We start from the raw sequence: 21,152 nt of genomic DNA, 5'->3' as shown, positions 1-21,152 counted from the left end.
AAATAAAGATGGATCGTTTAAAAATATTCAACTAGACTCTGATTAATTTTAGAGGGGTCGGGAGGATACTCTTATGATGGTAGCCAGATGGCAGATACAGGCGAAATTCGGACACAAGCAAGCCGCTCTGGATTCCATGAAGAGATGGATAGAGGAAATCGGGTCTCAAATAGGCTGGACTCCGGACAGGGTCAGGATTCTTACGGGTTCCGTAGGAGCGCTGGAATCCGTTATCGAGACGGAGGTACAGATCAAGGACTTGAAAGAGCTCGACGACGCGTGGATCAAGCTGGCGAAACTTGCCCCTCACAAGAAGTGGGGACAAGAGTTTGAAAATTTAATCGTATCCGGTACGGCACGATGGGAGGTATTCCGCGTGGTCTCCGACTGATTATGCCTTTTTCGTCTTACGAGGTTCGTGTTATATCGCTTGCGGGAAGTTTTGCATAAGAGAGCTTTGATCTCATGTCCTTTTATATTCCGTAACTCGATTAGCCACTTCCTGAGCCTGATTCCCTATAAAGAAGTGCCCAGAGAAAAGATTAAAATGCCCCCGCTTCAGAAGAGAAAAGGCTACGAGCCGCCCGCGATGAAAATAAACATAGTGCCCGACAGGTATTAAATGAGCTTCGACATGACCTTCGCTTCCCACCCGGTGGCGATATCAGCGAGGTCTTTGGCCAGCTTCTGTCCCTTTACGTCTTTACGGAATAACTCATTCCATTCATCGAGCGCGGAAAAGTCCGGAAATTCCCATATAGCGGTATAATGCGGTCTGGAACCGAGCAGAACGTTCCTTGCGTAGAGCCCTGAAAACTTGAATTGAGGAAGTTTTTTCTCGAAGTTCTTTACAAACTTGCTGTAAGAGTTTGTAATCTGTTTTCTCGTAGCGCCCTCTTTCGGGTCGAACGTCACGAAATAGTACATGAATAAACCTCCTTTGAAGATTTGTTGTCCCTGCTTAAATACTAACATACGTATGTTCAGATAAAGATGAGAAATATATTTAAATCCGTAACGGCGTTTTTAGAGAGACTGTGTGGCTCCGGTATTCAAAACTCGTTATTATATAAATATAATTCGAGATAGGGGGTCCAGGAAATGAACAGCCTTGATTTAACGAAAGACGTCGAATTTAAATCCGAACATCCCGTTGCGGAATCCATGTTGGTCGATAAAGATACGAGGCTTATAAGGTTCAGTCTCCTGCCAGGTCAGAGCATAAAGGAGCACAGCGCTCCGTCATCCCCCGTCTATGTAATAATTCTCGAGGGCAAGGGGCTCTTTTCCGACGGTGAAAACAATGTCAGGGAATTCGGGAAGAATTCATGTATAAAGTACGAGCAGGATGAAAAGCATTCTATTCAGGCTGCAGACGAAAAATTAGTCTTCGTCGCCCTCTTGAGAGGCTCGCCGAGAAAGACTTAGGAGTAACCTTTTCGACCTCAATTCTCTTGCGGGTAAAAAAAATTCTACACTGAGCCCTCCTGCATATTTCCTTAACCCTAATGTTAACCTTGCTTGGAAAATCCTCCGGGTTTAAAATCTAATTAATGTACGTATAAAGGGGGTGCGTTATGGCAAGGGTTAATTACGTAGAGGAAAACACCACAAGTAATCCAATTGTAAAGGAAGCGTTTGCGCGTATGCGTAAGAAGAGGGGCAAGGTTACGAACATATACAAGGCGCTCGCCCATAAGCCCTCGATTCTGAGCACCATCGGCCCGTTCGTTACGTCGGTGCAGCAGCCGGACGAGCTCGACGCCAAGCTCAAGGAGAGGATCATACTCAGGGTCTCGAAGATAAACCGCTCCGCCTACTGCTGCCACGCGCACGAGCAGATAAGCTCGAAAATGGGCTTTACGCCAGAGGAAATCAGAGAGATGGACGATCCACAGTCTGCTCAGATAAGCGACGCCGAAAAGGCCGCGCTAGGTTATGCAGATGCGCTTACGGTTAACCCGGGCAGCATGCCGGACGAGGTTTACAACAAACTGCGTAATTACTACAGCGAGTCCCAGATAGTTGAGATCACGATGATCGCCGCGCTCTACAATATGATAAACAGGTTCAACGAAGCTCTTAAGCTCGACCTTGAAGAGTACTGAGTATTAAATTAATGGCATTGCGATTTATAAATACATATGTCTAATCTAAACTTATAGATTAGCAGTATCTTGGAGAATATCTGCAATTTCTCGGCTGGATAGGCCGCCGCTATGGCAATAATTGAAAATCCCACCTAAATTGGTATTAAATCGGGAAGCTGTGTGTCTTGAAAATCCTCCATGAAGAATTCTTGTTGATGCAAAGCTTAATACACAAGCAACCCTGGATCTTGTTATTGACATATATAGGAGTCGCGCTGCCTCAAGGATAAGTCCGGGGTAAGGTCTCCTTAACCCGCCAGGTAGTATCTCTTCCTCTAGACCCGGTATAAATACAATCTTTGAGCTGAGTCCTTTTGAGGCATGCATAGTCATTATGCGTACTCTTTGAGGTAGCACGCCTTCATTAGGTAAAGGCTGTCCAATTCTTTCATACAATGCGTTCAATATTCTAATCTCTTGCTCTTCATTATCTGCCCAAAGGTAATCTCTCAATTCTCTTAACGTAATCTCGCCTGGAATAGTTGATATATAATTATTCCAGTTCTGAATGCCACTACTTCCAAAAATACCATTGATAATGCTTTCTAAATCGGTAGCGCGTTGATTTAATGTATCTGTTGGTTGCCATCTGCTAATTTCACTTACTATTGTTCGGGCCGAATTGATAGCGTTTAGTGCTCGAGTTCTAAATACACCGGAAGGTAAGTTTATGTAAAATATATCTCTAAAATTAAGATTATTCTGTAGCACATCATTCGCAATGTTATTACACGTTCCCGTTCCGACTCCCTGGATTGATCCAATTATAATTCGATGTGCTACATAGTCGTCCCTATTACATAGAATCCTCAAACATGCTAATAAGAACCGCCCATCATTGGAACTAATATATTCATTAGTTCGAGATACTTCATATGGAACCTGAGCCTCGTCCATTTTATTAAGTAAATCAGCCTCTAGTACTCTAGTGTTACTTAGCAAGATTAATATATCTCTTGGTGAAATCCCTGCTTGTATAAGATCATTGCACGATTCTGCTATAGCTCGAGATTCTGCAATACCACTAGGGAATTGCCATCGGAATACGTATCCTTGCACAATAGGATTAGAATTTGAATATAACGAATTTAACGTCTTTGGTATTCGACTTGTAAGTGCATGTGTGGTTATAAGTGATTCAGCAGTATTCACTATGTTTGGAGTACATCTGAAGCAATCTTGTAATACATGATCACCGGCAGATGGATATTTATTAACAAAATCTTCAATACCTTGTGGAGAAGCAAAGCGAAATGAATATATGCTTTGATCATCGTCACCAGCTACAAAAGTTTTTACACCTCTTTGAATTAAATTGTCTACAAACTCCAAGTCACATGGATTTAAATCTTGATACTCATCTACTATTAAGTGTTCAATATTGAGTAAATCAACTGGATTCAAAGTACCGGAAGTAATAGATTCGTTACATTGACGTACAATTTCACCTGGCAAAACGCATGAATATATTTGAGTTCTAGGAGTATGAAATTGATCGAATTGGCTTCTTTCTGTGCTTGTAATTGATGGGTCTGGTGGTATGTAATTAGGAGGACCCCACTGACTAGTACTCCAAAATGCCTCATGATTTCTTCTTATATCTCGACATCGACTATTTGTGATATTTGATACATTAGAGAACTCTGCGTCAAATATATTCTCAAGTTCCCATTGATCCATTACTATTGGATCAGCGGGATATGCAACGAGTAAACCTGCTGCTCTCAAAATCTTAAGTGCCAGAGAATGCAATGTGCTCACATTCAATTGCTCAGCGGTTGTAATACCCCTATTGATGCAGTGTGACATGATTCTGCTTCGTAAGTCGATGTATGCTGCTCTTGTAAAAGAAACAACAAAGATATTGTTTGCGTTTGCTCCATTGTCTATAAGCCAAGATATACGCTCTTCTATTGCGAAAGACTTTCCTGTTCCAGGACCTGCCACGAGTCTTATTTGTTGACTGTTATCGTGAGCGGCTGCATTTTGAATAAGTTCAGCAGCATTTTTTTGTTGTAAAGTTATTGGCATTATCTTTGTCCTACAATGAATTTTAAGATCATGAAAATAACTTAATAATAATTGTATCTTGTACGTAGTTCATCTGTCTAGTAAAGATATAGGTATTTAGTTGCTGGCGCTCAAGTTAGTGCCCGAAGAGTACGATCGCGCAGCGTCTTAATTTCGTAACGCTATATATCCAGGATGAAACAACGGGAGGGGCTAGTCTTATACGGACTTAAGGATAAAGCCCCCTCAGCTTCGCGGCCTCCGCGACCCGCTCTATGCCGAGCCTGAGCGCGGTGTGAGGCGCATCGGGAGGTTGTCCTTTTCAGTCTGCTCCGAGACTTTGCTGAATGTGGATTTCATTCTTTTTTTAAGCTCATCCAGTACGGCTTCCTCAGACCAGAAATATTTCTGGATACCCTGCACCCATTCAAAATAAGATACGATTATCCCCCCGGCATTGGCAAGAATGTCCGGTACTACGGTTATCCCCCTTTCCCGGAGTATGTCGTCCGCTTCCGCGGTGACGGGGCCGTTTGCGCCTTCGACTACAATACCGCACCTGAGCTTGTCGGCGTTGTCCTTCGTGATTACCCTTCCGAGCGCGGCGGGAATGAGCACCTCGCACTCGAGCGTGAGCAGGTCCCTGTTCGATACTTTTTCGGCCCCTTTATAGCCTTCGAGCGATCCTGTCTCCTCGACAGTCCGTATTACCTTCTTGATGTCAAGTCCGTTCGGGTTATAAACGCCGCCCGCCGATTTGCTTATAGCTACTACCTTAATACCCATATCGGCCAGTTTTAACGCGGCATAGATTCCCACGTTGCCGAACCCCTGAATGACTACACGCGTACCGTCCAGGTGTTTTACGTACTTTTTGACCGCGTCTTCCGTTATGTACGCGACTCCGTAGCCCGTAGCCTGCTCCCTGCCTTTCGATCCTCCGATTATGATAGGTTTCCCCGTTACTATCGAGGGAACGGTATATCCCTGAGTCATGCTGTACGTATCCATAATCCATGACATGACCTTGGAGTTGGTACCCATATCCGGGGCGGGTATGTCCCTGTTCGGCCCCAATATGGGCAGTATTTCGGTCGTATATCTCCTCGTCAAGCCTTCGAGTTCGTGCTCGGACAGGTATGACGGGTCTACGGATACGCCCCCTTTGGCCCCGCCGTAGGGAAGCTCGGCGAGTCCGCTTTTCCATGTCATGTTCATAGCGAGCGCGGCGACCTCCCCGAGATCGACCTCCGGGTGGTAACGAATGCCTCCCTTACAGGGGCCGAGAGTATGATTATGCTGCACCCTGAATCCGGTGAAAACCTTTATCTCGCCGTTGTCCATTCTGACAGGACAGCTTACTACGAGAGCCCGCTGAGGCTGCCTTAGTCTTTCCCTCAGGCCGTTCGTCATTTCTATCCGCTCGCTCGCCCTGTCAAACTGAACCAGTGCCTCCTCGTGCGCGGCAGAATCGAAGAGCTTTTTCATTTAATGATTCCCCCCTTATGTAAGAGTTCGAATAAAGAGATTAAATGATTTTGCGCTTCAAAAATAGTAATGATTAGAAACGAAGAATTACGATAACCGGAATGGCTAAGCCGTGACAATCATGAATTGAGCGCGGGCAAGTAATGGGGAATATGGTTTTTACATGAAGGCTTTCGCGTAACGGACGAGAAGCGCTCCTGCTTGTCTATAACCCGTTGTCTTCTGATCTATAATCTCCTCCAGCGCGGGGCGAGGCGTATAGTCTCTGCTTGGCGGAAGGGCGGGGGTATATAACCTCGTACTGCTTGCGTCTCAGCGTCCCGGTGAATAGAGCGATTTTGTCTGCTTCTTCGTCCCCGAGCCTTTCTTATGTTGAGCGGGCGTTTCTAGTTCCGCTATTGCATAATCAAACATACAGGAAAATCAAAATATTCGTTATTATATAAAAGCTTCTTAAATCCTATGGTATCACCTATTTTCATCCACGACCTCATCTCTTTCGAGCCAGCTGTATATGGCAGGAAGCACCAGCAATGTTAAAAGAGTTGAAGTTATGAGACCCCCGATCACGACTGTTGCAAGCGGTCTCTGCACCTCAGCGCCAGCGCTCGTTGAAAGCGCCATCGGCACAAAGCCGAAGCTCGCGACAAGCGCAGTCATAAGCACCGGACGGAGACGTATTTCCGCTCCTTCACGGGCCGCCTCTGCGGGGCTTTTCCCTTCCTTCCTCTTCTGGATTATGTAAGACATGAGCACGACTCCGTTCAGAACCGCTATGCCGAAAAGAGCGATAAATCCTATGCCGGCTGAAATGCTGAACGGCATGCCTCGCATAAAAAGAGCTATGATTCCCCCCGTGGCCGCCATGGGGATATTGAGATAAATCATGATTGCCGGACGTACGGATCCGAACGTCGTATAGAGGAGCACGAATATCAGGAACAGCGCCATCGGTACTACGAGCGCGAGCGTAGAGCTCGCCCGCTGGAGATTCTCGAACTGCCCGCCCCACTCGATCCAGTAACCGGAGGGGAGCTCAACTTCGTCATCCACTACTTTTTGCGCGGCGGCAACGAAGCCAGCGAGGTCTCTCCCCCTCACATTGGCCTCAACCGACAGGCGTCTGTGAATATTCTCCCTGCTAATCTGAGCCGGACCTTCTTCGACCCTGATATCGGCCAGCTGGCTTAAGGGTATTAGCTCTCCCTGCTGACCCGATACCCTTATATTCTTGATCCGGTCCAGGTCTTCACGGTCCTCAGGTGCAAAACGCACCTGCATGAAATACCGTTTCTGCCCTTCGAGAACCTGCCCCGCGGTCCTACCCCCCATAGCCTCCACGGTATCAAGGATTTGCTCCGCATTTATTCCGTAGCGCGCTATAGCGTCGCGGTTTATTATCACCCTCATATACGGCAGTCCCGCTACCTGTTCGGCTTTCGTATCGGCTGCGCCGCGGACCTTTGACACCGCTCTTACCACTTTATCCCCGATTTCCTTAAGTGTATCGAGGTCGTCCCCGTAAATATTTATGGCTACATCCGATCTGACCCCCGCTATCAATTCCTGCACTCTGAGTTCTATCGGCTGGGAATAACTGAACGCGGTGCCGGGCAACGACCGGGTCAGCGCTTCATCCATTTTTTCTATCAGTTTTTCTTTCGTTTCGGCTGACTTCCACTTATCCTCCGGCTCGAGTATGACGTAAATGTCCGATATCTCGACCCCCATAGGGTCGGTCGCGATTTCCGCTCTCCCCGTTCTCGAGACAACTGTAATCACCTCCGGAAATTTCTTAAGAACCTTTTCGACCATCGTCGTATTTCGAATGGACTCTTCGAGCGATACGCTCGGGAGTCTCCATGCCTGAAGCGCGATTGCCCCTTCGTCGAGCCTCGGTATGAACTCAGCGCCCATAAAGGGAACAATGACGAGAGTCATAAGAAAAATCACCGCTGCTACGGCCGCGGTCCTCTTTGGTCTCTGAATGGTCCTGCCGACCAGGGGAAGGTAATATTTTTTGGTCTTTCTGATAATAAATGTTTCCTTTTCGTCCGTGGTTCTGCGGAGAAAGTAGGACGCCAGTACGGGCATCAGTGTAAGGGCCAGAATGAGAGAGCCTATAAGGGCGAAAATGACTGTGAGCGCCATGGGCGTGAACATCTTTCCCTCAACCCCTTTGAGCGTGAGTATCGGGAGGTAAACGATTATGATGATCCCTACAGCGAAGACAATGGGGCGCACGACCTCTTTTCCGGATTCGAGTATGACTCCGGTAATATTTTCTCTTCTTCCCGTCCCCGCGCCGGTTTCATGTTTCGCGTCTTTAGCTCTTCTTTCTGACAGGTGCCGTACGATGTTCTCGATCATCACCACGGAGCCGTCCACTATGAGTCCGAAATCTATAGCCCCGAGACTCATCAGGTTTCCGGAAATGCCGAAATAATTCATTCCCGTAAACGCAAAAAGCATCGAGAGGGGGATTGCGGAAGCCACTATTAGACCGGCCCTGAAATTCCCCAGTATGAGGAATAGGATAACTATCACCAGGAGAGCCCCTTCCGTGAGGTTTTTTGTGACGGTCTTAATGGTTTTTCGTACCAGTTCCGTGCGGTCATAGTAGGTGTCGATCGTGACGCCGGGGGGGAGCGATTTCTTTATTCCCTCTATTTTTTCCTTCACACGATTTACGACGGTTCGGGAGTTCTCTCCTATGAGCATCATAACAACGCCTGTTACGGCTTCCCCCTTTCCGTCGCGGGTGACCGCCCCTTGTCTGACCATAGGCGCGAACTTCACTTCCGCGATATCTCTAATGTATATGGGAGTACCCTCGTTTCTGGTGCTCACGACTATATTCCCTATGTCGGAGAGGTTTTTTATAAGTCCCTCGCCCCGTATCAGGTACTGCTCCTGGTTGCGCTCTATGTACGCGCCGCCCGAGTTAGAGTTGTTTCTTTCGAGTGCTTCGAAAACCCGGTTGATGGGAAGGTTATATGAGACGAGCTTTTCGGAATTGAGCCCGACCTCGTAGGTTTTAAGCTCTCCCCCGTATGTATTGACTTCGACCACGCCGGGAACGGATTTCAGTTTAAACGCGATGTCCCATTCCAGAATCGATCGGAGCTCCATTAACGAATAGCCTTCGCCTTTTACTTCGAATTGATAGACCTCGCCCAGGCCGGTCGATATAGGGCCCATCTCCGGGGTGCCGAACCCTTCGGGAATCATCTCCCGCGCCTGAGGCATTCTTTCCATGACCAGCCTTCGGGCAAAGTAGATATCCATATCCTCCTTGAAATAAACGGTTACGGCGGAAAGGCCGAACCTCGATACAGACCTTATGCTCTCTATACCCGGTAGTCCGGACATTGCGGTTTCGACCGGAAAGGTTATGAACCTCTCCACTTCCACGGGACCCAGACCGGGGGAATTGGTGAGTATCTGCACCTGGTTTGGGGTTACGTCCGGCACTGCGTCTATCGGGAGTTTAAACATAGCGCGTACGCCGATCCCTATCATCACGAGAGTAAATACTATGATCAGAAATCTGTTGTCTAGTGAAAATTCAAGAATACGATTTAGCATTTAAAATTACTCCTGTAATTTAGTGAGCATGCTCTTCGCCCATTTCTTCCTTTAACAAGAGAGATTTAAGGTAAAATCCTCCTGTCGTAACTACTTTTTCACCCGGTGTAAGTCCTTTTAATACCTCGACGAAATTCCCCGATTCATTGCCCAGTTCGAGTTCTCTTAATTCGAAACTGTTTTCATTCTCCGCGACGAATGCGGATGTTTTTCCCCGTATTTGCTGAATGGCCGAGCTTGGTATCGAAATTACCTCTTTTGTGCCTGCGGACGGTGTTGAGATAATAGCAGTGGCGAACATGCCGGGCTTCAGTTTGCGATCCGGGTTATTAAGTTCTACCCTTGCCTTCGCTGTCCGTGTGGACTCATCGAGCATATCGCTTATGTATTTGAGCTTTCCGTTGAAATGTGCATCCGGGTAAGAATCAACTTTTATAGCCACTTCCTTACCCGTGTTCACCCAGCCAAGGTCTTTCTCGTATATATCGAGCTGAATCCAGAGGTGCGAAAGATCAGCCAAGGTGTATGGTTTGTCCTCGGGTTTGATCAGCTCGCCCTGCACGATGTGCTGCTCTGTTACCGTTCCGTCAAACGGCGCCAGCAAAGGAAAATGGGAGGGCGGATGTTTTCCTGATCCCCATGAGAGATTGTCGATTTCCTTATCCGTAAGACCCAGAAGTCTGAGTGTTTCGCGCGACGAGTTCATCTCCGCTTCCGAACGAAGGAATTCTCCTTTCGCATCCAGATACTCCTTTTCCGACGATATCTGCTTTTTATAAAGACGGTCTTCCCTCTGATAATTCGCGCGCGCTACCTGTAGATTCGCCCTGGCTTTGAGGTAATCCGCCTTGGCCTGGCCGAGCTCAATACTGTCTAGCTCTGCCAGTATTTGGCCTTTTGTGACGCGGTCCCCCAGAAAGGCTTTGACTTCTATTGCCCTCCCCGGAATACGCGGGCTTACGTGGGCAATTCTGGTTTGATCGGGCTCTATGACGGCGGTTGTCGTAATCTCGCCACCGAGATTGCGCAGCTCAACCGGAGCGGTTTCAAGGCTCAATGTTTTAAGAGCCTCGGGAGAGAGTTTTATATGCCCTTCTTCTTCGGAATGTTCGCCTGCCTGGTCTTCGTGCTCCTGTTCGCTGCCCCCGGTTTTGTTAGAATCAGACCCGCCGCAACCTGAAAGAAGAGGAGACGTGCAAAGTACCAAAATTAAACTTATCGTAATTATCCATTTGTTTTTCATTTTATTGTTCCTTTTTCTCCACAATTATTTGATCTTTCGTTTCACTCTCCCCGCGTCCTGTATTTCGTCGATCATAATTTTCTATCCCCTCTATCGGAGCCCCGATAAGCCTCTCTACATTTGCCTTCGAGCTGTGATACGAACGAAGCGCCTCAATATATTGAGCTCTTGCGTCGAAGACCGTTCTCTGGGCGTCCAACACGTCCAGCAATGCGAATTTCCCTTCACGATAGCCCTCGAAAATTGAATCATAAGCGCTCTCTGCCTGGGGCAATACATCTTCTTTTAACAGAATCACCTCTTCATACGAGGCAGACAGGTTGTGGAACGCGCTTGCGAGAGCCGCGTTAACCGTAACCTCAGCGTTCTTTTGTTCTTCAATCGCTTTTGCCACTCTGCGGCGTGCTTCCGAAATGCCGCCCTGGTTGCGGTTAAGGACGGGAATCGGTATGGATATACCTACGACAAATGCGTTATCGTCGTTTTCGCCGAGGCGTCTGTATCCACCGCTTACAAAGGGGTCGGGAATGGCATTGGCCTTCTCAAGCCCGAGCTTCGCCTCCCTTTGCTCCATTTCAGTCGCCCAGCGGGCGATATCGGGGTTTTGTGAAAGAAGGTCCGTCAACTTTTCATATTCCGGTACGGGGGAGATTGAATCGAGTTTCCCTACAGCCTCGTTGAAGTTAATATCTTTACTCCCCCATGTAGAAGCCAGTATCTTTTTAGCGGCTTCAAGCTCGCGCTTGGTTCGCTCTAATCTTATTCTGGCCTGGGATAGGGCCACCTGAGACCTTTTCGCTTGTATCGGTGAAATTTGACCGGCCCCGGCCTGCTCCGACACAGTTGTGTGAACTTTTTCAGCCAGGCCTACCAGCTCCAGGTCCAGGGCAAGCCGTTTTTGAGCCGCGAGCAGATTCAGAAACGCAAGAGAAGTTTGAGTAAGCACATCAAGCCTTACGGTTTTATAATCCCACTCTGCGAGGTCCGTGTTGAGCGCGGCTACCTTTCTTCTTTTGGACAGCTTGCCCCCCAGCGGAATAAGCTGACTTAATAACACGGTGGTTTCGGTCCCCTTAAAGCCTTCTACCGAGCCTGTGCCGCCGAAGTCCTCAAGCCCAAAGCCGATCTCGGGATTAGGCGGCAGTCCCGCCTGAAGCGCTTGTGCTTCCCTCGCTCTTATCTCCAGTGAGAACGCCTGCAACTCCGGGTTTTTCATAAGGGCGAGCGCCAGGGCTTGCCTTAATGTAACGGGACCCCCTGGTTCTTCTAATTCTTTATCTGCGGATGTTTCGGAATTTGCTCCGCCGTATGATTCGTCGACTCCGTGTTGAGCGGACGGCCCCTCTGCGTAGGCCGCATGAATTATGGCGGCGCAGCTCAAGACTGCCGCTGTTACGAGTATTCCAAAATGTTTCTTGATCATATATCCTCTCCTTCCTGAATTAAATGGAGAATGCGCATCATGTATATAGAAATTGCGCATAGAACGCCGCCTTACCCTTACAAGAGCTGACGGGAAAAATGAAGTTTAAGGAGGGGATTAGCAGATAATTACTGTCGTTTGCAGCGAGACGATTGATGATATGGCCGCGAGGGAAACCGTCTTTAATGCCGGTTGGTATAGGTTTGCCTCAACGGTTATGAGCGGTAATGTAAACAGGGCTAAGGAATGTATCCCCATATCCGATTCCATTTCGTTCTCGGACTGGACCTTTTTGTCGGAGGCTCTTTCGGAAACGGGTATATCTATACATGAGCCGCAGTGTCCGTCACCTGAATTGTATTCACTGATAACAGTACCGGCATATTCTTTACCGGGCACGCCATCCGATACTACGTCTGAACATAGCCCGTTTGAATAATTCTCGATCGCCGCATTACCGTTTTCCTCAAGACAAAACGCAGTCCCGGGTATATATATCTGGAGGAGGAGCAGGATTGCCAGGACGAGTTTATAGCTAGCTCGATTATGCGGCATCAGGATATTACCGATTCCGGTTTTCTTCTTCGGACAATGCATGGCGTTTCGTTTCAAATTATAAGTGAGATTTACCGGAATGCAAAAATTTGAAGGGCTGTAAACTGCCGGCAGCCCCATATTGTTTGTCGTGGTAATCAACCTGCGGTTTTTATGAAATCAGAACGGACGCTCTTTTATTATTGAGCGCTCCCTCAAATTCAGGGCTTTACAGCCCTTGTAACAATCGTGGTAGGCGAGTATTCATTTAACGGCGTTGCTTCATCCGACCACCAGTCCTCGTAAAACCCAGTAATTACGAATCCCGCCTCTATCTGCCCCCCGATTTGATCATCGAGTGAATGGCTGAATACAATGGGAACCTGATCGTCGATAATTTGCCGTCTCCTTTCCTCGTCCAGGCTCTCAAAGTCGGAATAGGGGAGCTTGTATTCAACGGTCAATATTCCGCACTCTTCCGATTTCTTATGGTTGAATAAGAAAAAGCTCGGGTTCATAAACCCTGCGAACAATTCTCCCCCCGGCCTGAGCACGCGGTAGCACTCTTTCCATACTATGTTTACATCCGGAACGTAGATATTGGATACCGCATGAACAACGAGGTCGAAATTCTCGTCCGCAAAGACAGAGAGGTCGGACATATCCCCTTTAATTGTTCGTAGAGTGAGGCCGTCCCTTTGTGCGACGAACTCGTCCCTGGCCAGCTGCTCTTTTGAAACATCGAGGCTCGTCACGCTCGCCCCTGCGGCCGCCAGAACAGGCGCCTGCTGTCCTCCGCCCGAAGCGAGACACAGCACATCCTTGCCCCGAACACCGTCAAGCCATGCGTCAGGGACATATTTATTAGGGGTTAATTTGAGTAGTACTTCTCCTCTCTTAGCCCTGGCTATAATTTCACCATCGACAGGCGTGCACCACTCGCTACCCTCAATCGATTCCTCGTCCCATGCGGCGCTGTTATGTTTCGATATATTAATCTTATTCATATGCCGTCATCTTCTTATCCATTGACCGGCCCTGTATATTAAGGTTAATTACTTAATCCATATGCGACCGACCTGGGCCGAGATCAATCTCGACAATTTAACTCATAATTTCAACCTTGTTAAGAAACTTGTGGGAGACGGGGTAGGTGTGCTTTCCGTAGTTAAGGCCGACGGTTACGGCCACGGCGCGGTCGAGGTGGGCGGAATTCTGGAGGAAGCGGGCACCGATATGCTGGGTGTAGCCACTGTGGAGGAAGCGGCCGAGCTGAGGGACTACGGAATAGAGGTTCCGATTCTGCTGCTGGGTGGAATAAGGCCCGAGGAGGCCGCCGTTACGGTCGAACACGACCTCACGCCGTGCCTCTTCTCCGTCGATGTCGCCAGGGCGCTCGATAACGAAGCGGGAAAGGCCCGAAAACGCTCACCCTACCATCTGAAAATAGACACGGGCATGACCAGATTGGGTATAAGGCCGGAGGAAGCCGCATCGTTTGTCGAAGAGCTCTCCTCATTTCAAAATACAGAGATGGAAGGGGTGCTTACCCACCTTGCCTCGGCCTTTACCAAGTCTCGCGAGTATACACTCTCGCAGCTTGATTCCTTCTCCGATACGCTTGATATAGTCCGCGCGCACGGTTTCAGGCCGCGCTTCATACACTCGGCTAACAGCGCGTCGATTCAGCGGTTCCCCGAGTCTCACATGAACCTCGTACGGCCCGGAATAATGCTTTACGGCTCGGGACGTGAAGGGGATAATGATCTTAAGCCGGTAATGAAGCTGAAAACGAAAATCATACAGATAAGACGCGTGCCGGAGAATACCCCGGTAAGCTACGGCGGCACATTTGTAACCGAACGTCCCTCTCTGATTGCGACACTTCCGATAGGGTACGCCGACGGCTATATGAGACGGCTCTCGAATAGCGCCAGGGTATCCGTCCGGGGCGAAACAGCTCCCGTAACGGGTGCTGTATGCATGGACCTCACGATGATAGACGTAACGGACGTGCCCGGCGTGCGGACTGGAGATGAAGTCGTGCTTTTCGGCGACGAGCTCGTATCCGTGGACGATGTAGCGCTCTGGGCCGGCACCATATCCTACGAATTGCTCTCGATTACCGGCAAAAGGGTGCCGCGCCGGTACATTTAAGCTCTATATTTGCTCTTCTCGTAAATTTTTCATAGATATTGGGGTGATTTTAGTTACATTTAAGGGAATGGTTCTTGTGAATACAGGTAATCTCGCCGTCTTAATCGCTTTATCACTGTGCTTTCTAAGCGTAATTCATGCATCGGGGGAAGAGGTGCTCAACATGGGCCCTCTCTTATATATAGACAGGAACGAGGAGACGGGCGAGAAAACGATAGACGCTCTCGGCCCTTTTGTGACATATAAAAAATCCCCTGAGGGCGAGGAATACGGTCTCCGCCCCCTTTTTTACAACTACCGTAATTACCGGAAAGACCGAACCGGGGTCGATGTTCTATATCCGCTTCTGACACAGCGCTCGTTTGAGGGGGATACGAAGCTACAGTTGCTTGTCTATCTCTTCTATTACAAGAGTGACCTCAGGCCTAGCGGCTTCAGGGAAAAGGAGTACACTCTGTTTCCTTTTGTCTTCGGAAGACACGCGGAGGATGAGGAAAGGAGCTTCTTCGCCGTCTTCCCCTTTTTCGGACGTATGAAACAGAAGTTCGGAAAGGACGAAATCAATTTCTATCTGTTTCCACTGTTTTTACAGACAAAAAAAGACGGCATGGCGAACAATAACGTGCTCTGGCCTTTTTTCGGAGCCTATTCCGGAGACGGAGTCAGGGGGGGGAGATTCTGGCCCGTTTACGGCTTCAGGGAAAAAGAGGACGTTTTCGAAGACAGGTTCGCGTTCTGGCCGATCTACATGCACCGTGAAAAGGATTTTTACGGGGAGAAAGTAAGCTCGACCGCGTTCCTCCCTTTTTATTACGAAATGGACATGCCCGGACGAAAGCAGAGGACATACCTTTGGCCTTTTATAACCACGATCGAAGATACTAACAGGGATTTCAGGAGATGGGATATCCCCTGGCCCATAGCTACGTATTCCAGGGGCGCGATTAACACCAAGAGAATCTGGCCCTTCTATTCACTCAAAACCGAAGAAGATTATCAGACCGGATACCTGATGTGGCCTCTATACGGCTATAAGCGTTTCGACTTCGGGGATTATGTAAGAACGCGGACGACGCTCGGATTATTCATATACAAAGACATTACGGACACACCCACGGCGGAGGGGGGAAAGAGCGGTAAAGCCGTTCATCTGTGGCCGCTTTTCTCTTACAGAACCAAGCCCGACGGAGAGAGCTATTTCCGTTTTCTCTCTCTTCTTGAAACCTTTTTACCCGATAACCCTCCTAGGGAAAGGAACTGGTCCCCTTTCTGGAGGCTGTTCGAATGGAGGATGGACAAAGAGGGTAATCAGAAGTCATCGTTCCTGTGGAATACTATAAGGGCCGAACGCACGAGTGACGGCGCGAAAAAATTCGAACTGAGGCCGATTATTCCGGTTATATCTTTTGAGGATTCCGAGGAGAGATCGAAGTTCTACCTTCTGGGGGGTCTCTTTGGATACAAGGGTACGCCCGAGAAAAAAACCCTGCGAATTCTCTTTATTCCTGTTAATATTTCTTCAGATAAAAGTTCGGAGACGGATGGCGATGCAAACGGAGGATCCTGAGTGAACGGAGTGATGTCGTTTTTCAAGATAACCGGGGGACTGCTGAGTCTTCTGATCGAGACTCTCTACTGGTGCAAGTCCGCTTTCAGCAACATGGATAAGGTTGTTTCTCAATTGCTGGTTATCGGCTATCAGACACTCCCCGTAGGCGCCCTCATCGCGCTTTTCACTGGCGGGGTTCTAGCGCTTCAGGCCGGTCCTACGCTCGCGCAATTCGGGGTCGAGGAGAACGTAGGGGGCCTCGTCGGACTTTCGCTGGTAAAGGAATTAGGGCCCGTCATGGCTTCCATACTGATAGCCGGAAGGGTAGGCTCCGCGATGGCAGCCGAGCTCGCGTCCATGAGCGTTTACGAAGAGATAGACGCGCTCAAGACTATGGACATCAACCCGGTCAGGTTCCTTGTAATGCCGAGGTTCATCGCGACCGTGCTCGCTCTGCCCACGCTTGTCATATACATGGACGTGATCGGATGGTTCGGGGGCGCTTTAGTGTCATATATAAACCCCGAGGTGAGTCTTTCTTTCAGCGTTTACTACAGGAATCTCGCGGACCTAGTGGATTTCACCGCCTTTATAAACGGGCTCATAAAAGCGATGATATTCGGAGTGATTATCTCTATCGTATGCTGCTACGTCGGTTTGAAAACAAGGGGCGGCCCGAGGGAGATAGGCACTTCCGTGACGAAGGCCGTGGTTCTGTCCTTCGTGCTCGTACTGGTTTTTGACTATTATGTAACCAGGATTTTGTTATTTCTTAATATAGATTAGACTAAACGGATATGGCTCAGGAACAGGAAATAAAAGAAACGGGAAAAGAAATTTCGGAAGGCATTACAGCTTCCAACGGAAGGGCGCTTCTTAGTTACCTGAAGTCCGAACCCGTCTCGGTGTCGATAAAAGGCCTTACCAAATCGTTCGGGGATAACCCGGTTTTAAGGGGCGTGAACCTCGAAGTAGAGGCGGGTGAGACGGTAGTCATTCTGGGAAAGAGCGGAACTGGAAAGAGCGTTCTGCTCCGCCATATAATCGGGCTTGAGAAGCCCGATGCGGGAAGCATTACGATAGGCGGCGAGGATATTAACGACCCGGAATTCAAGGATCACCACGACATTGCGATGGTCTTTCAGTCCTCGGCCCTTTTCAATTCCCTCACCGTCGAGGATAATGTCGCCCTCTATCTGAGAGAGCACAAGGTCTTTAAGGACGACTCAAAGGTAAGGGAGATAGTATCCAGCGCGCTCGGAATTGTGGGTCTGGACGAGAAAGAGGATATCATGCCGTCGATGCTGTCAGGCGGAATGAAAAGAAGGGTAGCCACGGCGAGGGCTCTGGTGATGAATCCGGACCTCCTTCTTTTCGACGAGCCCACTTCGGGGCTTGACCCGATGATGACCCGCACAATAGGTGACCTCATAATTGACCTGAAGCACACCGTGAAGATCACTCAAATAGTAGTAACACACGATATAGACCTCGCGTTTTATGTGGCGGACCGGATAGCCGTGCTAAACGACGGAAAGATAATAGAGTTCGGGACTCCTGATGAAATACGTTCCAGCGAGGATGTGGCAGTCAAAGAATTTATAACCCCTCAATTCGAGCATGAAAGGAGGTAGCGGCAGATGAATAAGCATGTAAAAGTCGGGATATTTTTCCTGGTGGGCCTTTTGATATTGCTTGCGGTATTTGATTTCGTGGGCGACATACCGTTTTTCAGAAGCGACTATAAGCTCAAGACCTACTTCAAATCCATTGATGAATTGAGGGTCGGAAATCCCGTAAAGATAGAGGGCTACGAGATAGGAAAGATATCCAGGATCAGAATCGCGGACAGAGAAATCAAGGTCGAGATGAAAGTCGATAAGAATAGCGGCGTAAAAACCGATTCCCTGGCCACCATCAAGCTCACGAGTCTCCTCGGCACAAGCTACATTAACCTTTCCTTCGGCTCGCCCGATAGCCCTCCCGCTGTTGACGGCACGGTGCTTCCCAGTGAGGAACCGACCGACATAAACGAGATACTCGTAAAGGTGGACTCTGCGGTGAGCTCGATAGAGTCGGCTGTCGGTGCTTTCGACGTGCTCGGCGACAACAAGGAGCAGTTGAATAATATCGTTACGAATCTGAATTCGGTGCTGGAGGGGCTTGAGAAAGGGGAGGGGACTTTCGGTAAGCTGCTCAAGGACGACGAGCTTTACGACGAGGCCAGAGACGCGCTTGGCAATGTCAATGATATCACCGCGTCGCTCAAGGCGGGCAAGGGCACCCTCGGGAAGCTGCTCGTGGACGATTCGCTCTACGATGAAACAAAAACCGCTATTGCGAATCTCGGAAACATGGCGGAGAAGCTCAATACTTCAAAGGGCACGATAGGAAAGCTGCTTAACGACGATACGCTTTACAACGAGGCCACCGGAGCCGCGACTAACCTGAATCAGATACTCGAGAAGATTAATTCGGGAAAGGGCACTCTCGGTCAGCTCGTAAACGACGATAAGCTCTACAGGGACGCTCAGGATACGCTTCTTAAAGTTGACAAGAGCATAGACACCCTCGACGACCTTGCGCCGCTCGGAGTATTCGGAACCGCGCTCGGCGTCGTCACGCTGTTTTAAATGAAGATAGAGCCTGTTTCCCTATCCTACATTGATACCGGCGACGTTACGTTTCTCACCGGGCACAAGGGGTCATTCTCACCTGTCAGGGATTCAATCCGGGAAATAGGACTGATCAATTTTCCGGTCCTCAGAGACACCGGCGAAAGCCTCCAGGTGGTAACGGGCTGGAAGAGAATATTCGCGCTCACGGAGCTCGGTTTCGATGAAGTCATGTCTAAAATCTACGAGCCCGGTGAATTATCCGACGAGGCGTGCCTCAAATACATATACCACGACAATAGCGGAAGATTAGACGATATGGAGCTTGCTGACCTTGTAATCAAGTTCAGGGACATGCTCGGGCTCGGGGACAGGGAAATGATAAGCGATACGCTTCCCTTTCTCGGTATCCCTCCCTCGCGGAAGCAATACGACAGATATCTGGGTCTGGCCTCGCTTGCAAAGGAAATAAAAGAGGCGTATTACCGTGAAAGGATTACCATAGAGCAGTGCCAGACTCTAAGCGAGACGGCGCTGAATGAAAGGGTTTTAATCCTCACGCGCGTTCTCGACAAATACAAATTAAATAACAATGAATTCAGGCAGGTTATAAAAGAAATTGAAGAGGTCGCCTTAAGGGACAAGAGGCCTGTTTCAGAGCTAATAGACGAGATAGAGGGCGTGATTGGCGACCGGGGCAGGGACGATTTCAGAGCGGAACTCGGGAAGCTTCGCTACCCTTTACTCAAAGGGGTGGAGGAGACGTACTCAGAGGCGCTGAAGTCAATGAATTTACCGGGAAACGTGAATATAACGACCGGACCTTACTTCGAGGGAAACGACATAGAAATCCGAATACGGGTGAAGTCCGCTCAGGAGCTGTCGGACGCCATCTCAAGTCTCGAAGGTGTGTGCGGCGACGGAGCTATCGGAAAACTCATCTCCATCGTAAGAGAAGGAGAATAGACTAATTTGTAGAATTATCTGTCTTTAAATGCGTCAAAGATTTCCGAATCACAGGTTTTTACTTAAAAAATAATTTGCCGTGAGGGTTATTGTCCATACCGATCTCCCGGTTTGATTAAAGAGTTGTAAATTTCTTTCCGGCGTATCCTAACAAGCCATTCGCAACGGCGTAGGCTCTATCGCCTAAATTATTTGCATGTGCGAATAAATCACTTGACAAAAAGCCTCTTTTCCGATTAATTTATATACTGTCTATGATTAATTCCCAAAGTAATCTTAGATTATTTCATTTTGTTAAGTCAATCTTTTCAGGCATATTATCTGGTATACGCAATACAATTGCTTTTGAGAATTTGAATAATAACGTTTTTCTTCGCAGTCTTAAAAATGTAAGCTAATGCAATATAAAATAGCGAAGAAATGCTTGGTAAAAATACTGAAATTTGCAGGAAGGAGATGAAAATGGGACTCAATAAAGAATATATAGGAAAGGAATTCGAACCCACCGTGCATGTGGTAAGCACGGAGGAGGTTATTGATTACGCGTGGGCGATAGGCGCCCGCAACCTGAGCTATTTCAACTACAACGGCGCTTTCGCCTTTGATCACGAAAACCCGGCGGGTATGGCCCCGCCGAGCTATGCCGTAACCTACGAGCTTCCGATACTGGAGAAGCTCTGGAGCGACCCCGCGCTTCACGGAGGTCCTGATGAGGCCAAAAAGAACGTGCTCATGCTTGTCCACGGGGATCAGCACATGAAATTCTACAGGCCCATAAGACCGGGTGACAAGCTCACATTTACTCCCAAAATCACCGATATCGAAGACAAGGGATCGGGCGAGCTTCTTAAAATAAACGTACTAACTACGAACGGGAACGGTGAGAAGGTTGTCGAGTCCGACTGGGGTCTCTTCATAAGGGGCAGCGGAAGCGGGCAGAAGCCCAAAAAAGCGCCGTCTAACGGCAATAAGCCCAAGGAGACTCCCGAGCCGCCGCCGCTCGCCTTTAGGGATATAATCAGGATACCCGAGGACATCACCTACAGGTACGCGAAGGCTTCAAACGACATGAACCCGATTCATATTGACGAGGATGTGGCAAAGGAGGCGGGCCTGAGCGGGATTATCGTTCACGGTCTCTGCACTATGTCCATGACCATGCGGGCGATAATAGAGAGTTATCTCGACAGCGATCCCGGGAAATTGAAATCACTGGGTGTCAGGTTCACTGCTCCAGTATATCCGGGAGATACAATCATGGTTGACGGTTGGGAAGTGGGGAGAGAGAACGGTCACGTTAAGCTGGGATTCGATGTGACGAGAAAAAGCGATAACGTCAAAGTTATAAAAGGCGGCTCCGCCGAAGTAGAAGTAGACTGACAATTAAAATTAAGCCTTTTTGATGAATGATTTAAAAAGCGGCGGCTAC

The 21,152-nt window shown here is 48.6% G+C and carries 19 protein-coding genes; 11 read left to right on the top strand and 8 right to left on the bottom strand.

Features of this window, described 5'->3' with window-relative positions; translation table 11 throughout:
* The first annotated feature begins 73 nt into the window (after positions 1 to 73).
* Both RIG61_07015 and RIG61_07010 read left to right on the top strand, forming a co-directional pair.
* Complete coding sequence (locus RIG61_07015; GenBank protein MEQ9618909.1) at positions 74 to 391, top strand: hypothetical protein; 318 nt, start codon at positions 74 to 76, stop codon at positions 389 to 391.
* Between the two features lie 51 nt (positions 392 to 442).
* Positions 443 to 622 (top strand): hypothetical protein, encoded by a 180-nt coding sequence (locus RIG61_07010; GenBank protein MEQ9618908.1) that lies wholly within the window; start codon positions 443 to 445, stop codon positions 620 to 622.
* Here RIG61_07010 and RIG61_07005 read toward each other — a convergent pair.
* A complete protein-coding gene (locus RIG61_07005) occupies positions 619 to 927 on the bottom strand; it encodes a hypothetical protein (GenBank protein ID MEQ9618907.1) in 309 nt (102 codons plus the stop codon). The genes RIG61_07010 and RIG61_07005 overlap by 4 nt on opposite strands.
* Positions 928 to 1,101: 174 nt before the next feature.
* On the opposite strand from RIG61_07005, the gene RIG61_07000 reads away from it, so the two are divergent.
* A complete protein-coding gene (locus RIG61_07000) occupies positions 1,102 to 1,428 on the top strand; it encodes a hypothetical protein (GenBank protein ID MEQ9618906.1) in 327 nt (108 codons plus the stop codon).
* A gap of 149 nt (positions 1,429 to 1,577) precedes the next feature.
* Positions 1,578 to 2,108 (top strand): carboxymuconolactone decarboxylase family protein, encoded by a 531-nt coding sequence (locus RIG61_06995; protein ID MEQ9618905.1) that lies wholly within the window; start codon positions 1,578 to 1,580, stop codon positions 2,106 to 2,108.
* Between the two features lie 51 nt (positions 2,109 to 2,159).
* On the opposite strand, the gene RIG61_06990 is transcribed toward RIG61_06995, so the two are convergent.
* The 7 genes from RIG61_06990 to RIG61_06960 all read right to left on the bottom strand — a co-directional run bounded on the left by RIG61_06990 (position 2,160) and on the right by RIG61_06960 (position 13,443).
* A complete protein-coding gene (locus RIG61_06990) occupies positions 2,160 to 4,181 on the bottom strand; it encodes an ATP-dependent helicase (GenBank protein MEQ9618904.1) in 2,022 nt (673 codons plus the stop codon).
* Positions 4,182 to 4,433: 252 nt separating this feature from the next.
* Positions 4,434 to 5,648, bottom strand: coding sequence for a Glu/Leu/Phe/Val dehydrogenase (locus RIG61_06985; GenBank protein MEQ9618903.1), 1,215 nt, complete (start codon positions 5,646 to 5,648; stop codon positions 4,434 to 4,436).
* Positions 5,649 to 6,116: 468 nt separating this feature from the next.
* Positions 6,117 to 9,236: a CusA/CzcA family heavy metal efflux RND transporter gene (locus tag RIG61_06980; GenBank protein MEQ9618902.1), complete on the bottom strand. Its 3,120-nt coding sequence runs from the start codon at positions 9,234 to 9,236 to the stop codon at positions 6,117 to 6,119.
* 19 nt (positions 9,237 to 9,255) lie between these two features.
* Entirely contained in the window at positions 9,256 to 10,479 is a 1,224-nt protein-coding gene (locus RIG61_06975; GenBank protein MEQ9618901.1) for an efflux RND transporter periplasmic adaptor subunit, read from the bottom strand.
* Between the two features lies 1 nt (position 10,480).
* Positions 10,481 to 11,902, bottom strand: a complete 1,422-nt coding sequence (locus tag RIG61_06970; protein ID MEQ9618900.1) for a TolC family protein — start codon at positions 11,900 to 11,902, stop codon at positions 10,481 to 10,483.
* Positions 11,903 to 12,019: 117 nt separating this feature from the next.
* Entirely contained in the window at positions 12,020 to 12,457 is a 438-nt protein-coding gene (locus RIG61_06965) for a hypothetical protein (GenBank protein ID MEQ9618899.1), read from the bottom strand.
* A 200-nt stretch (positions 12,458 to 12,657) separates the two neighbouring features.
* Complete coding sequence (locus tag RIG61_06960; protein ID MEQ9618898.1) at positions 12,658 to 13,443, bottom strand: methyltransferase domain-containing protein; 786 nt, start codon at positions 13,441 to 13,443, stop codon at positions 12,658 to 12,660.
* 61 nt (positions 13,444 to 13,504) lie between these two features.
* Between RIG61_06960 and alr the strand changes: the two genes are divergently transcribed.
* The 7 genes from alr (at position 13,505) to RIG61_06925 (ending at position 21,103) form a co-directional block, all read left to right on the top strand.
* Positions 13,505 to 14,593: an alanine racemase gene (gene alr, locus RIG61_06955; protein ID MEQ9618897.1), complete on the top strand. Its 1,089-nt coding sequence runs from the start codon at positions 13,505 to 13,507 to the stop codon at positions 14,591 to 14,593.
* Between the two features lie 76 nt (positions 14,594 to 14,669).
* Positions 14,670 to 16,160, top strand: coding sequence for a hypothetical protein (locus tag RIG61_06950; protein ID MEQ9618896.1), 1,491 nt, complete (start codon positions 14,670 to 14,672; stop codon positions 16,158 to 16,160).
* Positions 16,161 to 16,928, top strand: a complete 768-nt coding sequence (locus tag RIG61_06945; protein ID MEQ9618895.1) for an ABC transporter permease — start codon at positions 16,161 to 16,163, stop codon at positions 16,926 to 16,928.
* An 11-nt stretch (positions 16,929 to 16,939) separates the two neighbouring features.
* Positions 16,940 to 17,776, top strand: coding sequence for an ATP-binding cassette domain-containing protein (locus RIG61_06940; protein MEQ9618894.1), 837 nt, complete (start codon positions 16,940 to 16,942; stop codon positions 17,774 to 17,776).
* Between the two features lie 6 nt (positions 17,777 to 17,782).
* Entirely contained in the window at positions 17,783 to 18,775 is a 993-nt protein-coding gene (locus tag RIG61_06935; protein MEQ9618893.1) for an MlaD family protein, read from the top strand.
* Positions 18,776 to 19,723, top strand: coding sequence for a hypothetical protein (locus RIG61_06930; protein MEQ9618892.1), 948 nt, complete (start codon positions 18,776 to 18,778; stop codon positions 19,721 to 19,723).
* Between the two features lie 462 nt (positions 19,724 to 20,185).
* Positions 20,186 to 21,103 (top strand): MaoC/PaaZ C-terminal domain-containing protein, encoded by a 918-nt coding sequence (locus RIG61_06925; GenBank protein MEQ9618891.1) that lies wholly within the window; start codon positions 20,186 to 20,188, stop codon positions 21,101 to 21,103.
* Positions 21,104 to 21,152 lie beyond the last annotated feature (49 nt).

The sequence above is a fragment of the Deltaproteobacteria bacterium genome (genome assembly GCA_040223695.1).
Classification (GTDB): Bacteria; Desulfobacterota_D; UBA1144; order Nemesobacterales; family UBA2774; genus JAVKFU01.
The sequence above is the reverse complement of the archived record's forward strand: the minus strand, read 5'-3'. Positions and strand labels throughout refer to the sequence as shown.

Bases quoted from the DNA above. Each gene is read 5' to 3' on its own strand.
- RIG61_06960 (MEQ9618898.1), bottom strand. From the start codon at position 13,443: ATGAATAAGATTAATATATCGAAACATAACAGCGCCGCATGGGACGAG.
- RIG61_07005 (MEQ9618907.1), bottom strand. From the start codon at position 927: ATGTACTATTTCGTGACGTTCGACCCGAAAGAGGGCGCTACGAGAAAA.
- RIG61_06930 (MEQ9618892.1), top strand. From the start codon at position 18,776: ATGAAGATAGAGCCTGTTTCCCTATCCTACATTGATACCGGCGACGTT.
- RIG61_06995 (MEQ9618905.1), top strand. From the start codon at position 1,578: ATGGCAAGGGTTAATTACGTAGAGGAAAACACCACAAGTAATCCAATT.
- RIG61_06925 (MEQ9618891.1), top strand. From the start codon at position 20,186: ATGGGACTCAATAAAGAATATATAGGAAAGGAATTCGAACCCACCGTG.
- RIG61_06985 (MEQ9618903.1), bottom strand. From the start codon at position 5,648: ATGAAAAAGCTCTTCGATTCTGCCGCGCACGAGGAGGCACTGGTTCAG.
- RIG61_07015 (MEQ9618909.1), top strand. From the start codon at position 74: ATGATGGTAGCCAGATGGCAGATACAGGCGAAATTCGGACACAAGCAA.
- RIG61_06935 (MEQ9618893.1), top strand. From the start codon at position 17,783: ATGAATAAGCATGTAAAAGTCGGGATATTTTTCCTGGTGGGCCTTTTG.
- alr (MEQ9618897.1), top strand. From the start codon at position 13,505: ATGCGACCGACCTGGGCCGAGATCAATCTCGACAATTTAACTCATAAT.
- RIG61_06980 (MEQ9618902.1), bottom strand. From the start codon at position 9,236: ATGCTAAATCGTATTCTTGAATTTTCACTAGACAACAGATTTCTGATC.
- RIG61_06970 (MEQ9618900.1), bottom strand. From the start codon at position 11,902: ATGATCAAGAAACATTTTGGAATACTCGTAACAGCGGCAGTCTTGAGC.
- RIG61_07000 (MEQ9618906.1), top strand. From the start codon at position 1,102: ATGAACAGCCTTGATTTAACGAAAGACGTCGAATTTAAATCCGAACAT.
- RIG61_06990 (MEQ9618904.1), bottom strand. From the start codon at position 4,181: ATGCCAATAACTTTACAACAAAAAAATGCTGCTGAACTTATTCAAAAT.
- RIG61_06940 (MEQ9618894.1), top strand. From the start codon at position 16,940: ATGGCTCAGGAACAGGAAATAAAAGAAACGGGAAAAGAAATTTCGGAA.
- RIG61_06965 (MEQ9618899.1), bottom strand. From the start codon at position 12,457: ATGCCGCATAATCGAGCTAGCTATAAACTCGTCCTGGCAATCCTGCTC.
- RIG61_06975 (MEQ9618901.1), bottom strand. From the start codon at position 10,479: ATGAAAAACAAATGGATAATTACGATAAGTTTAATTTTGGTACTTTGC.